Source organism: Aureibacillus halotolerans (assembly GCF_004363045.1).
Lineage (GTDB): Bacteria > Bacillota > Bacilli > Bacillales > DSM-28697 > Aureibacillus > Aureibacillus halotolerans.
The window spans coordinates 1-17,168 of the sequence record NZ_SNYJ01000032.1 but is presented as its reverse complement, the minus strand read 5'-3'; the positions used below and the strand labels follow the sequence as shown (position 1 = coordinate 17,168).

The following is a 17,168-nucleotide window of genomic DNA, read 5'->3' as shown; positions in this document are numbered from 1 at the left end:
AAGACTTGTTTCATGGCGAAATCGTTGCTTATTCCACAGGAACGAGTCAGGACATGGCACTCGTCTACCGAGCACTTACCAAATTGAAACACCGCGGTGGATATAAAAAAAGAGCCCTGATCCATAGTGATCAAGGCATCCAATTCACAAATGCTGGATATCAAAAGCGCCTAGCGGACATGACATTGACTCCTTCAATGTCTCGCAGAGGAAACTGCTGGGACAATGCGTGCATTGAAAACTTCTTCAGCCATTTGAAAAGTGAAATGCAGATCTTCGGTGAACCGAAAACCCTTGAGGACGTCCAGGCAGCCGTAGACGCTTATATTGAGTATTATAACCACAAACGTATCCAAACAAAACTGAAAATGAGTCCTGTGGCATTTCGAACATCAAAGGCTGCTTAGAAGAAAAGAAGCTTGAAAGAAAAATGAACGCGAAAAGAGACCGGCGAGAATCAGATGTCGGACGTATCGTGCATTTGACACGGAGGGGCACGCATAATAGCCTGTCAAGCTGCGCCAGGATTGTTTCAAGCCTGGCCTTCTGGAGCACCATCTATGCGTGCTAGAGGCTCCGTGTCAAATGAGTTGAAGACGGGGAAGAATGTCAAATTCGATGAGCTTTTCATCTTTGATTTTGTGCGCTTTTGAATGTGTCTACTTGACAGGAGCATGTGCACTCCCGTTTTGGGCTCGCTTTCCCTATTTAGGCTCGCTCTCTCCCGTTTTGGGCTCGCTTCTCCTCCATTTGGGCTCGCTTTTCCCCTATTTAGGCTCGCTTCTGGTCCTATTAGGCTCGCTTTCCCTATTTCGGCTCGCTCTCTCCCGTTTCGGGCTCGCTTCTCCTTCATTTGGGCTCGCTTTCCCCCGATTTAGGCTCGCTTCCGGTCCTATTGGGCTCGCTTTCCCTATTTCGGCTCGCTTCTCCTCCATTTGGGCTCGCTTTCCCCCGATTTAGGCTCGCTTCCGGTCCTATTGGGCTCGCTTTCCCTATTTCGGCTCACTTCTCCTCCATTTGGGCTCACTCCCCCCCGATTTCGGCTCGCTTCCGGTCCTTTTAAGCTCGCTTTCCCCTTTTTCGCTGTTCCATTTAAAAGTTAGGGTTCCGCGCGAACATGATGCTCCCCAAAAAACGGAAAAAATGAACGAATGTGTTAAGCAAGCAGACAGGCAAATCTATGAAATATGGAAATTCCCTGTCTTTTTCCGTGCGAGAGTGGTATTTTATAAGGTAGAACTTAAAAGAGAAGAGGCGACTTGATCGCCACTGGATTGTCGAAGGGGTGCAAGTGAATGGAATTACGAAGAAGTTCCAAGCCGAAGAAGGCCTGGAGTATTTGGCCGTTCTTCTGGTTTACAGTCGTTTTGCTCGCAAAATTCATTTTTGCGCGTTATTTGTTATTTTCGCAAGTCAATCTTTTGCAAGGGCTTTGGCTCGAAATAGGCTATATCCTCCTTGTCATCGGAGGTATTGCATTGCTTCGTTGGCGACCATTAAAATGGTCACTCTTTCTCATCGTTAATGTGCTCCTCTCTACCTTTCTATTTGCAGTTGTCATCTATTACAACTACTACGGGTACATTGTCACATATCATGCGTTGAGCCAGTTGAATCAGGTCGGAGCGGTAGGCGATTCTGTTAGCTCCCTCATTGATCCATTGTATTACGTACTCTTTCTTGATTTTCTCTTGCTTCCTCTCGTCGTCATTGGCGTACGGGTGTTTAAAAAAGGACCCGCTGTCTCACCAGCACCTGCCTCGCGCTTGTTCTGGCTTGTGCCTTTGCTTGGTTTCATCGTGATTGCGAGCAATATGGTCATGCATTACGGCGACCCCATTGCAGACACAGCGGTGGCCGCAGAGAAAAAAGGCTTGGTCACTTATGAAATCTTGGCGTTTGCGGATGGCGGCGCAGAGCTTGCCGTCTCGATACAGAACAAAGAGGATTTGCTGCAAGCTGTCCAGGACGTCAAGGACCCGAACGGAGAATTTGCAGCAAACACATTGCCGCCGAACGAACGTCAACTCTTTGGCGCCGCTGAAGGACGGAATATTTTTGTCATCCAACTGGAGGCCTTCCAAAACTTCGCGATAGGGCTTGAGGTAGACGGAAAGCCGATTACTCCGGTTCTTAATGATTTGATTAAAGACAGCTACTACTTCTCAGAATTTTATCAGCTGGTCGGTCAAGGAAACACGTCGGATGCCGAATTTTTGCTCAACACGTCGTTCTACCCACCAGCCTTTAAAGCAGCGTCTGAGTATTACAGCAACAAGGACCTGCCAAGCTTGCCAAAACTGCTTGAGCAGCAACAAGGCTATCAAACGATGACGTTCCATGCGAACGATGTCAGCTTCTGGAGTCGTGATCAAATGTATCCCGCACTTGGCTTTGATCAATATTACGACATTGATTTCTTCGGCGAAGAAGATGTCATCGGGATTGGCCCATCAGATGATGTGTTGTACTCCAAGGCTGTGCCTGAGTTTGCTCAAAAGGCAGAAAGCGGCGAGCCGATTTACGCGAATTTAATCACGTTATCCAGTCACCATCCATTCCGCATTCCACAGTCGAAAAACCCGCTGGAAATGCCAGAAGAGATTCAAGGAACGATTGTTGAGGACTACCTACAGTCGTTACACTATACAGATCAGATGGTCGGCAAATTTATTCAGCTTCTAAAGGACGAAGGGCTTTGGGACAATTCGATGCTCGTTTTGTATGGCGATCACTTCGGTCTGCAGCAAAAAGCAATCGAGCCTGAGGACATCGACGCCATTGATCATGTGCTTGGACGTCCTTATACCGATGTCGATCGCTTTAACATCCCTCTGATTATGAGCATTCCCGGCGTTACCGACGGCGGAAAGCAAATTGAACAGACAGGCGGCCAGATTGACATTTACCCGACCATTGCCAACCTTGCTGGACTGAACACCGAGCAACAGGTGTTGTTCGGACAGGACTTGCTCAACACGTCGAGCAATCTGATTGGCATGCGTTACTACATGCCAGTGGGTTCCTTCTTAAATGAAGACATCATGTTCCGCCCACTCGAAGGCTTCTCTGATGGCGAAGCCTACAGTCTCGAGACAACAGAAGAGCTTGATGAATTCAGCCAATACAAAGATGACTACGAGCGCATTCTTAAGCTCATGCAGCTTTCCGATGCGTATGTCGACAGTCTACCTGAAAAATTCTGAGTGCATGCCCTAGCAACGAATGTTGCTGGGGTTTTTTCATACAATACTTCTGGGATTGATTGTCATGGGAAAATATGAGAGGATGGCAACAGCTTGCGAAATTCATCCATGACAAGGTGAGGTGAAAACGATGAATGATGGAGCGATGAAGTTATTTATAGGCGTCTGTGTGTTGTTTGGCGGGTTCTTGCTCGCAGCGATTATTTATATCGCGTTGCTTTATTTTGGGGTCATTCGTTATAACTGAGGTCTTGCCATTTGACTTTAAATGACCATAAAGGAGCATAGTCTATGTTAATTGCAATCGTTGGTCTGGCCCTCTTTATCGTTTTACTGTTTATTCTCCAAAATCAATACCATCGAATGATCCTTGGACTTGCACTTATACTGTTTCCCTTGGCATTCATCGTTCTTGGTGGTATTCCCTTCCTTGTTGTACGTATAGGAGGTAATCAAGGGCATGCTTTTGGTTTTGCCTTCATACTCAATGTAGTCATTCTTCTTGGTGCTTTGTCACTTATCATAGGACTGATTCAATTCATTTATAACAGCTTTAAAGCGAAGAAGGTCTAACATGGGAATTGTAGCAAACCAAAGCTCAATCCAAAGAGGTGGCCTATGAATAAAAAAGCATTTCATATCCTGAATATAGTGACTTTACTTATTCTATTGACTCTTAATTTGTTACTTATAATTGCAGCGGGAATGTCAGAGGGCGAGCAAATACTGCCATATCTAATAAGCGTAGCCCTATCGTTTGTCATTTGGGGGACGTTTTATCGTATTCAGTTTACAAAAGCAAACACCACATGGAAGGTCGTATGGTTTTGTCTTATGATCGTTATCCTCTATTTTTGGCAGACTGGTCTCGGGATGTTTATAAGCAATGCTATCTTTAGACTTTTCGAATAATGTTTTTCCTACCCATTTAGGAATCAAAACGGAGGGGGCTTTACGACGTTTTTAGAACGCAATACATGCAAAAGCCATTGGAGAAAACCTAGCAGCAGTAAAACAAAGCCTACGAACAATAAAGGAACAATAATGATGAGGGCAATCACCAATGCTTCTAAGGATGGTAAACCGATAACTGCAGAAATAAAAAGAACGACAGCGGTTAAAAAAGCGGCTCCAAAGATTGACGCTCCGGTGACTAATTTTACTTTTGACCTTCTCATTAAAAAGGCAATCCCCACAACCAATAAAATGAAGATTGTAAGAAAGATAGGAAGCGTGCTCCAGTCTTCTGAAAAAATCCCTAGAACACCCACTGCTAAAAAACCAATATGAAGAGTTTGCAATAGAGCTCTTTTCACAAACCCAGCGACTTGTATGGAAGATACAAAGCCTGCGGACGATAAAATAAACATGGCAATCGCCCCGAAAAAAACAACCTCATCTGAAAATGGACTTAATTTATTGGCGTATATGTCCCAAACGGCGTCTTCATGATTCAGCAGTAACCCTCCTGAAATGAGTATGCTTCCTACTAAGAAAAGAACTGCTAGTATTGAATTTCCCTTAGCATCTTTCAAGTCAGTATCCATTTCATGTAAAGCAAAAACAGTCAGGAGAACTGTTCCAATACCCAAAAGCCCTGTGCCGATCAAAACGAGGACAATGGTTGAAAACAAAAGGCCCGCTATGAGACGCTCTTGTTTATACGACAAGAAGGTTGCCACACAAGAAGCACCACCGCCGACAAGTGATAACCACCACACACTGGAAAAAGCATCTGGATTATACGTTGGAAGAACAAAAATACTTAATGGAAGGATGATGGCAAGCATCCCCGAAGCAAACATTACTTGGTTCATGGAACGACCCCCTGACATTCAGTTAACTTTGGTACTCTTAAGTTATCCATCCCAACTCTACCTAAGAAAACCACCTAAAAGTATAGGAACGACAAATGGAAAAACTATATTAACTCCAAGAATAATACACAATGTCCAATGAATCCTTCTGCCGATTTTGCGGTGTGGTGATTTTGAATTAAATATACATCCTATGACCCAAGGGATGACAAAGAAAGCAATGATCACTAGGATATGAATAGGAATATAACTGCCAAAGAAAAGAGCACCGATAACCATGAATATTGAATACAAGAACACCAAACATCCACTTATGATTTGAGGTGGGATGTACTCCTTATTACTTTCTTTCTTCATAAAAGTTAACCACTCTCCTCGTTCAATTTCTACAACACTCTTATCCAAAGGTTGTATCCTCCAAACAACAACAGGATGAATGCCGAGACTCCTAAGATCCATTTGTAATACGTTTGACCCCTGAGGAAAACGGCAAAAAGAATCGAGAGGAGAAAACCAACATAAATAACAATAAGAAGCGTTCGATTGGTGACGCCCACATTAATATCAAACGTAAACAAAGCCAGTGCAATCATTGAGATCCAAAACACGACGTTTGCAATGATGTTCATCCGAAAACCCCTCTCTTTTTAAAACTTGCACTTCTCAAATCACTCCTGTAAACTTCAACCTAAACTACATAAAAAATCCCACAAGGCATACAAATAGAACACTATGAGTCAATAGTTCAATCGACTAAGGTCCGCCTCTGCATGAAGATTAGATACTGAAATTTGTGAATAAAATAAAAAATGATCCTTTACTTTTCAAAGGGTATACATTTAAGTTCCGCATGATGCTCCCTTTATGGTTCTTTCTACCATAACATTTACTTCCAAATAATTAAACAGCAAAGGAGGATTTTCCATGGCTATTTATATGTCCATTTCTATTATCGCTATTGTCATTGTCCTCCCTTTGGCTACTTACTTGAGCTGGAACCAATCCATTAAACGAAAATGCATTGTATGGGGGCTCACCTTTATGGTGGTCCTGACACCTTGTGGCTCATGGCTTGCTGCCATGTCAGCTGCTCACTATATTGGTGATGGATTTGCCGGCGTTGCTGTGCTCGCTGTTCTCCTTCCTAGTTTCTTCGGGATCGGTTTACTGTTTTTTCTCTATGGCGTTTTAAAGAAAACGTACAGACCCCATTAAAGAAGCATCATTTTCTCGCTAAGCCAAGTCTTCGCCTGCGCCAGCTCGGAGCTTACACTTCTATTTTTTTGAAACCATTTCCCTCCATTCATCGTCTCATACAAAAGCCAATAGTTTACTGGAGGTGCAGATGATGAAACGTCCCTATCCGTTTATGTGTTGTGTCGTCATCTTGAGTATCGTCGCCTTAACCGCAAGCCTTTATCATCAAACATTATCACCACTGTTTCCTTCCGAACTAAAACCAATCTCTTATTTTGAAACACCTGCGAATACAAGGGAACAAGCTAAGAAGATCGCACAAACCGAGCATAGAGAAGCAATAAACATCATCCAGAAGCACCTGCGTTCAATAAATCATTCCATTCCTATCGACTTGGACCATCCCACATATCAATCAATTGTTTTGAGTTTAGGTGTGGGGTTACCTGAAGGCATGGAGAATAAGCAGGACGAGATTGTGGCGTATGTAAAATTTATCGACCTTTATGAGAATTTCACTAAAAATGAGGAACTTAGGCGCTATGAAGTGCTTGATCACGTATCCATCCCTTTTTTGAATCGTGAACGGCTGATTGCTCATTTAACACCGATTCCGGCTGATGCGAAGAGCACTTTAGAGCATACGAATAAATAAAAGTGGAGGTGACGAAGTTGGAGGTTGAAGAAACGATACAAGCGTTTGTTAAAGAAAAACTAAAACGGTTCGAGTTAAACACTGCCCATTATGCTCGCTTAAAAGCGGAGTGGGAGAACGCACTAGAGAAAAAAAAGCTGCACTTTGAAGCTGAAGGCCAAGAAACGAGCCTGGCCGTACACTCTGCCATAGACGAGTTTTCTGCCGAACGCAGAAAAAAGCCCTCTCGTTTACGCCTGTATTCTCTACTCATTACGGTCATCATCGGCACGGTTTATTTTATTGGGTTGATTTATTCAGTAATTATAGCAGGGAACGGTTTCCCATATGGTTGGACGATCGTACTTCTGCTTCACTCTACCCTCCTTGTCTTGGCCATGATGAACATGTCTTTCCTTGCCTCGTATAGAAAAAGCTCGATTATTGTGATGATCTTTCTAGCTATCATCAGTTTTATTAGTATGGGAACTTTCCCCGATGTGACGAGCATTTTTTACCTTCCAGTTTTGGTGCTCGGTGGGCTTTACGTTTTGCTTCTCTGCTTTCAAATAACGATTGGTGATATTTTTGAGCCTACTAGCAAAACAGGAAATGACAGATCAAGAGGTGGGCGTGCCGCAATTATGATCGCACGCGTAGTAAGCGGACTTCTCTTGCTCGCTGCCTTTTATTTTACAGCCTATGGGATGCTCGTTTTCGCTGGATATATCCCAGTACCGCTTATCGTCATTTTTGTCATTTTGGCAGGGGTGTGGACGCTTGGTTTTTTTCTAGGCAGGCATCCCTCACAATGGTATCTGCTTGGTGTTGGCCTTCACACGCTGTTTTTTATCTGCTTTTTTTCCGTCGCCTTGTTTCCTTATATAGGAAGTATGCTTTGGTCGTAAGTATCGATCCCCGCACAAAAAAATAGCGTACCTATCATTCCCCGATAGGTACGCTACTTTCAATCAATCAACTTCGCTTATTACTCTGTGATCAAGAGCAATTCAACAGGAATAAACTCTTCAACTTCTTCCCCATTAATCACTTTTAGAGCTGTTTCTACGCTTGTTTTCCCAATAACGTCTGGCTGTTGGGCAACGGTTGCAGCTAATGTACCCTCTTTAATGGCCTGTCCTGCATCCTCAGTACCATCAAAACCAACGACAATCACATCTTCAAGCATGCCAGCAGCGCTAAGGGCTTGAATTGCACCTAATGCCATTTCATCATTGTGCGCGAATACCGCATTAAAATCGCCTTGTGACTGAATGATGTTTTCCATAACAGTTAATCCTTCAGCACGGTTAAAGTTGGCAGATTGCTGAGCGACAACTTCAACTCCTTCAGCAGCTTCAACAGCTTGATGAAAGCCTGCGCCTCGTTCGTTTGTTGCTGAAGCACCTGGGATTCCTTGAAGCTCAACAATGCTCCCTGTCCCACCAAGCTTTTCAATGATAAATTCGCCAGCTAATTTTCCACCTTCTGTATTGTCGGAAGCAATATGAGCGACAATTTCTCCACCTTCTGCACTTCTATCAACGGTGATCACAGGAATTCCTGCTTCGTTTGCCGAGATCAATGCTGTAGAGATCGCTTTTGAATCTGTTGGGTTCACTAGGAGCACATCGATATCCTGTTGAATCAAATCTTCAATTCCACTAATTTGTTGAGCAGGATCGTCCTGAGCGTTCACGGTAATGAGTTCGATATTGCTCGCAAGGGCGGACTTTTCTGCGCCTTCTTTAAGGTTTACGAAAAACGGGTTATTCAAAGTAGATAATGACAAACCGATTTTTTTCGCTTCATCTGTACCTTCAGAAGAACTATCCCCTTCACTTGTCGACTCACTTGCATTACTTCCCGGCGCCTGTGTTGAACATCCGACCATAATGATTGCCATTAAAAATAAGATAAGTAGTTTTTTCATTTCATTGTCCCCTTTTATTTTTATGATTAGGCTTCCTTCTTGCGATCAAGCAATACGGCTAGTAATATCACGCCTCCTTTCACGACTTGCTGGTAGAAGGAAGACACATTGAGAAGGTTAAGTCCGTTGTTGAGCACACCAATAATAAGTGCGCCTACTAACGTTCCAAAAATCCAACCTCGTCCTCCAGAAAGGCTTGTTCCACCTAGCACAACCGCGGCAATCGCATCCAATTCATACGTCGCACCTGCTGTAGGCTGAGCAGAATTTAAACGCGAGGCAAGAATGATCCCCGCCAAGGCGGACAAGGTACCCGTCAATGAGTAAATCCAAATTTTCATCCGCCCTGTTTTAATTCCAGATAGAATAGAGGCTTCTTCATTCCCACCGATCGCATAAGTACGGCGACCAAAGGTTGTTTTTCGCAGAATAAAATAGAGAACCCCAAAGGACAGTAGCATGATGAGTACAGGAACAGGAATACCGAAAAAGTACCCTCTACCTAGCAAAGTAAAAAACATGCTATCGGTAAACCCTGAAATAGGCATCCCTTCTGTGTACACCAATGTAATTCCTCGGAAAATCGTCATTGTGGCAAGGGTTGCAATAAATGGAGCGATTTTTCCTTTGGCAATAATAAAGCCGTTGAATGCCCCCATCAAGGCCCCTGCCAATAAACCAACCAGCACTGCAATCACCGGATCTACGCCCGATGCCATTAATCCAGCCGTGAGAGCCCCTGCCAAAGCGAGGATGGAACCGACGGAAAGATCGATACCTCCTGTTAAAATGACAAAGGTCATTCCAAAAGCAATCAAGGCGTTAATGGAGATTTGTCGCAAAACGTTTAATAAATTGTCTAGAGTTAAAAAGTTCGGGCTTAAAATGGACAACACAATAAAGATGATAAAGAGTCCGATGAATGGTCCTAATTTTTGTAATGTGCTTGTGACGGCCTTATTCATGCCTTCACACCTCCTGTAGCTGCATGCATAATGTTTTCTTGATTGGCATCTTGTTTTGAAAATTCAGCGGAAATGGTTCCTTCGTGCACAACGATAATACGGTCGCTCATTCCTAAAACCTCTGGAAGCTCAGACGAAATCATAAGGATTGCAACGCCATTGCTCGTCAGCTCATTCATAATTTGATAAATTTCTTTCTTTGCCCCTATGTCAACACCTCTTGTAGGCTCGTCCAATATGAGGAGTTTAGGGTGCGTGGCTAGCCACTTTCCTAGAACGACTTTCTGTTGATTTCCGCCACTTAATGCTTTTAGCTTCTGGTTCATATTAGATGCCTTTACTCGTAACTTTTGCATCAATTCTTCGACGATCGCGTTTTCTTTTTGTTGTTGAACAATGCCAAAGCGAGAGATTGACGACAAACTTGCAAGGCTCATATTATCTCGAATGGAGTCGCCTAAAATTAGCCCTTTTGATTTGCGATCTTCTGTGACAAAGCCGATGCCTTCGTTGATCGCATCAGTCGGTTTACGGATGGATACCTTTTTCCCATCCACATAAATTTGTCCTGAAGTGATCGGTCTTGCCCCAAACAATGCTTCGGCGATTTCCGTTCTTCCGGCACCCATCAAACCAGCCAAGGCAACTATCTCCCCTTCACGAACGGTGAGATGGACATTCCTTAACTCATTTTTCGTCGATAATCCTTCGATACGTAAGCGCTCATTGCCGAACGTGGGCTCACGTTCTGGGTAACGTTCTCCGAGCTCTCTTCCTACCATCATTTTTACGATATCGTCCAGTGACGTGTTTTTAATAGTCTCTGTGCCAATATACTGCCCATCGCGCAGCACCGTAATCCGGTCACAAATTGTGAATATTTCTTCCATACGATGAGAGATATAGACAATGGTGATCTGATCCTTCGTTAGCTGTTCAATGACCTCAAACAATGTATGAATTTCTCTATCAGTCAGCGCCGCTGTTGGTTCATCCATGATAATAATCTCTGCATCTGTCGCAAGCGCACGTGCGATTTCAACGAGCTGTTGCCGACCAACGGAGAGTTTCCCCGTCACTGTATCAGGATCGATGTCGACGCCTAACCTCGAAAGATACTCTTTGGTTTTCGCTTTCATTTCCTTCGTCTTTAACACCGTCGATTTGCCGTAAGTGAGTTCGCGACCTAGAAACATGTTTTCTGCCACCGTTAAATGGGAGATGTTGTTCAGTTCTTGATGGATAACGGCAATGCCCATCGATTCTGCTTCTTTCGGACTTTTAATGGTCACCTGTTCGCCGTCTTTCACGATTGTCCCTTGATCGGCTTTATAGATGCCCGTTAAAATTTTCATCAACGTCGACTTCCCAGCGCCGTTTTCCCCCATAAGCGCATGGACTTCCCCACGTCGTAGCTGAAAATCAATCGTTTTTAAGACTTGTACGCCAGAAAACGCTTTGCTGATGCCTGACATTTCAATGACATTTTGTGAATTCATTGCTCATCACCTCTTTAAAATAAAACGCCTGCCGTTAGAATGACGTTGGCATATGGTGTTGTTTCACCTGTGCGTATGACTGCTTTTGCTTGTTTTACAGATTGCTTAAATTTTTCATGAGTACAATAGTCAACCTTCACATCTTTAAGTTGGAGAATCGACATATCATGTAGCGAACGGTTGTGATCAGTGATTTCTTGTGCGAAAAGGGCCTGCTCGACTTCAAAATCATCTAATACGGCTTCTAACGTTTCGTAGAAGGAAGGAACCCCTTGTTTCAACGCCAAATCAATTCGTTGAACCCCTTCTGGTATCGGCAGACCGCAATCGGCGATAACAATCGTATCGGTGTGGCCTAATCTGGCCAAGAGAAATGCGATCTCGCTATTTAAAATGCCATATTTCTTCAATGACGTATCTCCTCTTGTTGTGATTGCATGAAAACCTCGACTTCTGACAATGTCGGGAGGCCCTGTTGTGCGCCACGCTTTAACACATTGAGCGCTGCCACAGCATTTGCAAATTTGCACGCCTGCGGAAGTGAATGTCCTGTGGCAATGGCATAGGCGAATCCTCCATTAAATGCATCACCTGCTCCAGTCGTATCTATCGCTTTCACTTTATAACTCGGAATATTGACAAGATTATTTTCATTCTGATAGTAGACACCTTCTACCCCTTTGGTTAAAACGACCGTTGCGGTGATCTCATTGAACACGTCAAGGAGATTGGCTCCTGCTTTTACGTTCGTTAATTGCATCACTTCGTGCTCGTTCGGTGTTAGATAATGAATGAGATTGAGCAGCTCACTCGGGAGTTTCTGTGCCGGTGCAGGATTTAGAATCACACGCACAAGATGTTTATCGGCTAATTCTGCCGCTTTTACAACAGTTTGCAAAGGAATTTCCATTTGCAACAAAATGATGTCGCTTTCAGCAATGATATTTTCAAAGCGCTCTAAGATTTCTGGCGTTAAAGCATCATTTGCTCCAGGAATGACGATGATGCTGTTGTCTTCCTTTGATACGGTAATTTGTGCAACACCAGTTGAAAGACCTGTAACCGGTTCCACATTCGGCCAAAAAATAGTTTCCTTTTTCAACTGAGTAAGAAGCTCGCTTCCAAACGCATCATCACCAACACAGCCAATCATCGTCACCTCTGCCCCAAGCCTTGCAGCGGCCACAGCCTGATTCGCACCCTTCCCTCCTGGCTGTGTCATAAATCCAGAACCAATAATGGTCTCTCCAGGAAGTGGTACCTTTGTGGTCATGGAGATTAAATCCATGTTCACACTGCCAATCACTGTAATTTTAGGTCTCACTCTTTCTCTCTCCTCGTTGTTTGACGGACGACCAATGAAATGTCTAATTCTTCATAAGGCATTTGCAGTGGTTGTTTCTGAATCATTTTTATTAATTTGTCTGCTGCCATTGCACCCATGTTGTAAATTGGCTGCGCAACGGTTGTAAGTTCAGGTGATGTCATCTGACTTGTCGAAATACCATCAAAACCGATAATCGATAGCTCTTCGGGTACATTGATCCCTAGTTTCTGAGCTGCTTTTAATGCGCCAATGGCCATTAAATCATTGCCAGCAAAAATGCCGTCAATATCTTGACGCTCATGCAGTAGCCTAATTGTTTCTTCCATAGCGATATTGACTTGGTACTGCCCTTCAATAATCAGTTCTGATGAAAACCAAGGTTCGCTTTTGACCACGTCTAGATACCCTTCATAGCGGTGTTTTGCTGTGACAACGTGCGCAGGGCCTTTTATATGAGCAATTTTCTTACACCCTATGGAAAGCAAATAACGTACAGCCAATTGGGCGCCCTCTCTATTTTTCGCAGTAATGGTAGGGATGCTTGGTTCATTGGGGCGATCAATTAAGACGACTGGTACATTTAATGCTTTTAACGTTTTCACGTCCATACTATTGCTAACAAGGATAATGCCGTCAATATACTTTTGTTTCAAAATCTCTAAATACTGAAGTTCCTTTTCGATCTGTTCATCCGAATTACACTGAATGAGCGTAAATTGGGCTTTGCTCGTTACATCTTCCACCGCACGAGCCAGTTCAGGGAAAAAGGGGTTGGTGATGTCCGGCACAATAAGGGCAATGGTTTTAGATTGCTTTTTAAACAGGCTTCTGGCGACCGCATTTGGTGTATAGTTGAGCTCCTTAATGACTAGCAGAACACGTTTTTCCGTTTTCGCATTTACGTATCCACTTTTATTTAGAACTCTTGATACCGTCGCGACGGAAACACCTGCTTTTTTTGCAACATCTTTAATCGTTGGCACCATGTTGACCCCTTCCTAATGTGTAACCGGTTACAGGTAATCTATCATTATTTCAAGGAACTGTCAATAACTTTTACGATGACCATTTCAAATTAAAGAACGATCATTTCGTATCAAAGAGCAGACTAGTTTGCAGGCGCAAAATAAGGAAAAGCACACGACCTAAATGAAACGGCCATGTGCTTCCATTCGCTCGCCTTTTAAAATAGTTTATGAGTTTATGAGTTTATGAGTTTATGAGTTTATCAATTACGCTCATCAAGTTCGACGTTGTCCTTTTCCTTCCATACGCGTTCTATCCCCATGATCGTTTGACCGTCAAAGGTCATTGCATAAATATCCGGCTTTGACGTGCTTTCCCAAAAATCAAAGCCGTAGGACGGATCATAGTAGTTCATAATAATCGTCATAATGTTGCCATGTGTGCCAATGACGATGTTTTTTCCTTGGTGCGTATCGAGCAACTGCTTGATACACGGAATAGCCCGTTCTTGCGCTTGTCGTGTCGTCTCTCCGCCTTTTAGCGCGTACTCATGATTGATAAAGGATTCACGAATCGCCACAACAAGGGCCTCCCATGGTGCTTTATCGGTTTGATCCTTAATGGCACGCTCGATCAGCTCTTCATATTGTTCAATTGGAATCCCATGGGCGTCGGCAGTGGGCTGTACAGTCTGCTTCGTCCGTTCGTATGTACTTGCACAAATCACATCAACTGGGATGGTCTCAAAGTACGACGCCACACGTTTTGCTGCTGCATGTCCTTCCTCTGATAACCCTCTCGTCCGCTCCGCTCCAAACACAAAAGGCGATTCGGCGTGTCTTACCATATAGATGACCGTCGTGTTCATACAATCTCTTCCTCCCTTTTCTCACCTTCATTCAAAATGAAAAAATCGCTTATATTTCTTATTAGACGCGTAATTCGTTTAGATCCAGCAGCAATCAATACCCAATCATGCCCTCTACCGCTTGACGGGGGTCGGAAGTGGAGAACTTCCCCTTCCGTTTTAGGAACTGCTTTATGTAGATGGCCAAGTCGGGGATCGTACCAATAAAATTGTTGCTCCGTATGGGTCAGCTCTTGCTGATAAACTTTCATCGGCAGTCCGTTCGGATTGTAGACGAGTGAAAAATCAAGGCCGCGTGTCGCAATCATTTCGTTCGCACCACGCGGGTTGTCAATGAGAAGGCGCGTGTCATTCTGCCTTTTACTATCTGAAAAATGCATCATTAATGTACGTACATGCCTCATCTGCCAGGCACCTGGTCGCTGCAACGCTTCTTTCCATGTATACAAACTGTACGTATCTGGTACAGTATTCATGCACCAAACCGATTGATGCCCATACGTGTGACCAAAAGCACCAGCCAACACGGCGCAATAAGCCGCTTTGCGTGTATCGGAGGCGTCAAAATAACCGTTTTCCGGATTAAAAGCGATCGGCAAATCCTCATAGCAGGGCTCCGCATCGAGCGTCGGTTTGCTTGGCATTCGCTGAATGTCGTGCAGCACACGGCGATGATTCGGAATCGGCGGCTTTCCATGACCAGACTGAATCATATTGAAATCAAGCCAATGTTCATCGTGTACTTGCAAAGAAGAGGATTGTTCCCCGGCAGGATGAAACGTTTGCAAATGCCGACCAGAACCGCCTGCCCGCAGACCCTGCGCCATTCGTCGAACAACCGAAAAATGAGCATATGTCTCAAGCTTCCGATCACCCCCAAGCACCCAAACAAGATTGTCTCGATGTTTATATCGCTCTCCCAGCCATTGCCCATAATCAAACGCATTGTGCTCATTAAAAATGACCGGGCCAATGCCATGAGCGAGATTGAATTTGTCACCCCACGTTGGCAGTAACGCGATATACAAGCCGAACTGTTCTGCCAATGCCATGATAGCATCGAGGTGCGTCCAATAATGGCTCGCTTCGTCCACATCCGGAATCATTGGATCATACATGCCTTCTGAATTTTGCTTCAAAGGCATGCGACCGTAAGCGTTTCCACTTTTCAAACCGTTCATTTCTGCAAGAACCACCGTTTGGATCACAGTAAAACCTTGCTGAGCACGGAGGGAAAGATAATGCTCAATCTCCTGGAGGGTTAATTTATTCACAAGCTCCCAAGCCGTGTCGCCAAGCCAGAAAAACGGTTGTCCGTCCTTTCTCGCCAACTTTTGTTGTGTAGTATCAACGATCAGTTGCATCATCGACCCTCCTTATGCGCAATCTTCGCTTTAGGCTAGCCTAATGACCTATAATCGTCAAGGGAATATTTCTACTTTTTTAAAAAAGATGACGCATGGTTTGATCATTATTGAGGCAAAGGTATAATCATATTCAAAGATGGAAATGAGGGAAGCGAGGCAAATTGAGGCGATCATGCCAATTACAGTAGGGATTCTATGTACTTTTGTGATTTACTATCTTCTACGTGCTTTTCAAATCCGCTGGCCAAGTTTCTATAGCATTGGGCTTAGTATCATCGCGTTGATTGTCAGCTTTTACATTGGTGGTTGGGCAGGGATGGGGCTTGGCTTTATCAGCATTATTTTGGCACTGTCAACTATCCCATTTGCGAACTATGACCTAAAAAAGTTCAACCTCGTTCGAATTTGATGATCAAAATGAAAAATAGCAGACCTGGGTGAGAATTCTCTGTTAAAGGAAGTTCACGTCCAGGCGTTTATTATATACGTTTGGTTAATACACACCAAAAGGTTCATTATAAATACACATGGTGTAAAGTTTAGACGACGAAACATCAAATGTTAGTTCAGGTATGTAGTTTCATAAAATAGTTTGATCATTTCTGTGATCCTTATTTCAATAAAGCGATCTCTAATTGAAAGATCTTATGGAAATAAGCACTGTTACTTAAAGTACAATTTTTCACAATCTATATATTCCTCAATAAAACCTCTATACTCATCAGTTAATTTATCTGGCAAATGATTTATTGAAAAATACTGCATTTTTTCTGACTCGCTATAATCAATCTTCATATCTCCACTTACATCTCTAGTATAATAAACAGCTGTTACCGAATATAATTCGTCACCATTTGGCACTTTAAAGTAATATTCAGAACCAGAGAATACATTAAGTAATTTTAGGTTTTTGACTACTAATCCTGTTTCTTCAAAAACCTCTCTTTTTGCTACTTCTTCAAAACTTTCCCCTAGATCCATTAAACCACCTGGTAATCCCCAATATCCATCGTGTCTTTTTTGCAATAACACTTCATTTTGTTCATTTAAAATGATCACAACAGAACCAGGTAAAATAATTGGTCTATGCCCTACAAACTGTCTCAGATATTTATAGTATTCCATTTACTACTCCTCCCACGTGACTGGTTTTCATTTGGTTATTTAGCTGCTTAGACTTTATTAAACGACCACCTGCTAAAGCAGGTGGATTTGGACATGAAATGTCGACGACTAAAGTCGTTGCTAAGACTGAAGTCATCTTGAAGCACCTCATGCTTAAGCAAGCTGAATTTGACTAAACTCATTCTTCAATTTTAAAAATATCTTCTTTCTCATCGTTAAGCTGGTTCGCAATATAGTTCCGAATGGTTTCTTCGTCTACCGTGC

At 43.4% G+C, this 17,168-nt stretch carries 19 protein-coding genes; 7 read left to right on the top strand and 12 right to left on the bottom strand.

The features are described from left to right. From EV213_RS20315 to EV213_RS20305, 3 genes are all read left to right on the top strand, one after another. Positions 1-407: IS3 family transposase (locus EV213_RS20315; RefSeq protein WP_166639441.1), on the top strand; the 407-nt coding region annotated here is incomplete at its 5' end. Positions 408-1,295: 888 nt separating this feature from the next. After that, complete coding sequence (locus EV213_RS20310) at positions 1,296-3,206, top strand: LTA synthase family protein (RefSeq protein WP_133582394.1); 1,911 nt, start codon at positions 1,296-1,298, stop codon at positions 3,204-3,206. A gap of 291 nt (positions 3,207-3,497) precedes the next feature. After that, entirely contained in the window at positions 3,498-3,779 is a 282-nt protein-coding gene (locus EV213_RS20305; protein WP_133582393.1) for a hypothetical protein, read from the top strand. Positions 3,780-4,141: 362 nt separating this feature from the next. Here EV213_RS20305 and EV213_RS20300 read toward each other — a convergent pair whose 3' ends face one another. From EV213_RS20300 to EV213_RS20290, 3 genes are read right to left on the bottom strand one after another with little or no spacing between them, the layout of a single operon-like run. Then, positions 4,142-5,023 (bottom strand): hypothetical protein, encoded by an 882-nt coding sequence (locus tag EV213_RS20300; RefSeq protein ID WP_133582392.1) that lies wholly within the window; start codon positions 5,021-5,023, stop codon positions 4,142-4,144. 57 nt (positions 5,024-5,080) lie between these two features. Then, a complete protein-coding gene (locus EV213_RS20295; RefSeq protein WP_133582391.1) occupies positions 5,081-5,428 on the bottom strand; it encodes a hypothetical protein in 348 nt (115 codons plus the stop codon). Then, complete coding sequence (locus EV213_RS20290) at positions 5,410-5,652, bottom strand: hypothetical protein (protein ID WP_133582390.1); 243 nt, start codon at positions 5,650-5,652, stop codon at positions 5,410-5,412. The genes EV213_RS20295 and EV213_RS20290 overlap by 19 nt, the downstream gene beginning before the upstream one ends. Before the next feature lie 295 nt (positions 5,653-5,947). Between EV213_RS20290 and EV213_RS20285 the strand changes: the two genes are divergently transcribed. The 3 genes from EV213_RS20285 to EV213_RS20275 all read left to right on the top strand — a co-directional run bounded on the left by EV213_RS20285 (position 5,948) and on the right by EV213_RS20275 (position 7,762). Then, a complete protein-coding gene (locus EV213_RS20285; RefSeq protein WP_133582389.1) occupies positions 5,948-6,238 on the top strand; it encodes a hypothetical protein in 291 nt (96 codons plus the stop codon). 130 nt (positions 6,239-6,368) lie between these two features. Continuing rightward, a complete protein-coding gene (locus tag EV213_RS20280) occupies positions 6,369-6,875 on the top strand; it encodes a hypothetical protein (RefSeq protein ID WP_133582388.1) in 507 nt (168 codons plus the stop codon). 17 nt (positions 6,876-6,892) lie between these two features. After that, positions 6,893-7,762, top strand: coding sequence for a hypothetical protein (locus EV213_RS20275; RefSeq protein WP_133582387.1), 870 nt, complete (start codon positions 6,893-6,895; stop codon positions 7,760-7,762). Positions 7,763-7,842: 80 nt separating this feature from the next. Here the strand turns inward: EV213_RS20275 and rbsB are convergent, their stop codons facing one another. From rbsB to EV213_RS20235, 8 genes are all read right to left on the bottom strand, one after another. Next, on the bottom strand, positions 7,843-8,787 hold the full coding sequence (gene rbsB, locus EV213_RS20270; protein ID WP_133582386.1) for a ribose ABC transporter substrate-binding protein RbsB: 945 nt from the start codon (positions 8,785-8,787) through the stop codon (positions 7,843-7,845). A 26-nt stretch (positions 8,788-8,813) separates the two neighbouring features. Then, entirely contained in the window at positions 8,814-9,752 is a 939-nt protein-coding gene (locus EV213_RS20265; RefSeq protein ID WP_133582385.1) for an ABC transporter permease subunit, read from the bottom strand. Beyond that, complete coding sequence (locus tag EV213_RS20260; protein WP_133582384.1) at positions 9,749-11,251, bottom strand: sugar ABC transporter ATP-binding protein; 1,503 nt, start codon at positions 11,249-11,251, stop codon at positions 9,749-9,751. Before EV213_RS20260 ends, EV213_RS20265 begins: the two co-directional genes overlap by 4 nt. A 14-nt stretch (positions 11,252-11,265) precedes the next feature. Then, positions 11,266-11,661 carry a D-ribose pyranase gene (gene rbsD, locus EV213_RS20255; RefSeq protein WP_133582383.1) on the bottom strand — a complete coding sequence of 132 codons (396 nt, stop codon included), beginning with the start codon at positions 11,659-11,661 and terminating at the stop codon, positions 11,266-11,268. Next, positions 11,658-12,575 carry a ribokinase gene (gene rbsK, locus EV213_RS20250; RefSeq protein ID WP_133582382.1) on the bottom strand — a complete coding sequence of 306 codons (918 nt, stop codon included), beginning with the start codon at positions 12,573-12,575 and terminating at the stop codon, positions 11,658-11,660. Before rbsK ends, rbsD begins: the two co-directional genes overlap by 4 nt. Beyond that, a complete protein-coding gene (locus EV213_RS20245) occupies positions 12,572-13,561 on the bottom strand; it encodes a LacI family DNA-binding transcriptional regulator (RefSeq protein WP_133582396.1) in 990 nt (329 codons plus the stop codon). The genes rbsK and EV213_RS20245 overlap by 4 nt, the downstream gene beginning before the upstream one ends. A 245-nt stretch (positions 13,562-13,806) precedes the next feature. Next, entirely contained in the window at positions 13,807-14,412 is a 606-nt protein-coding gene (locus EV213_RS20240) for a histidine phosphatase family protein (protein WP_243740310.1), read from the bottom strand. Beyond that, on the bottom strand, positions 14,409-15,779 hold the full coding sequence (locus EV213_RS20235; RefSeq protein WP_133582381.1) for a glycoside hydrolase family 140 protein: 1,371 nt from the start codon (positions 15,777-15,779) through the stop codon (positions 14,409-14,411). The genes EV213_RS20240 and EV213_RS20235 overlap by 4 nt, the downstream gene beginning before the upstream one ends. Before the next feature lie 172 nt (positions 15,780-15,951). Between EV213_RS20235 and EV213_RS20230 the strand changes: the two genes are divergently transcribed. Next, positions 15,952-16,188 (top strand): hypothetical protein, encoded by a 237-nt coding sequence (locus EV213_RS20230; RefSeq protein WP_166639439.1) that lies wholly within the window; start codon positions 15,952-15,954, stop codon positions 16,186-16,188. 254 nt (positions 16,189-16,442) lie between these two features. On the opposite strand, the gene EV213_RS20225 is transcribed toward EV213_RS20230, so the two are convergent. Then, a complete protein-coding gene (locus tag EV213_RS20225; RefSeq protein ID WP_133582379.1) occupies positions 16,443-16,904 on the bottom strand; it encodes an NUDIX hydrolase in 462 nt (153 codons plus the stop codon). Positions 16,905-17,168 lie beyond the last annotated feature (264 nt).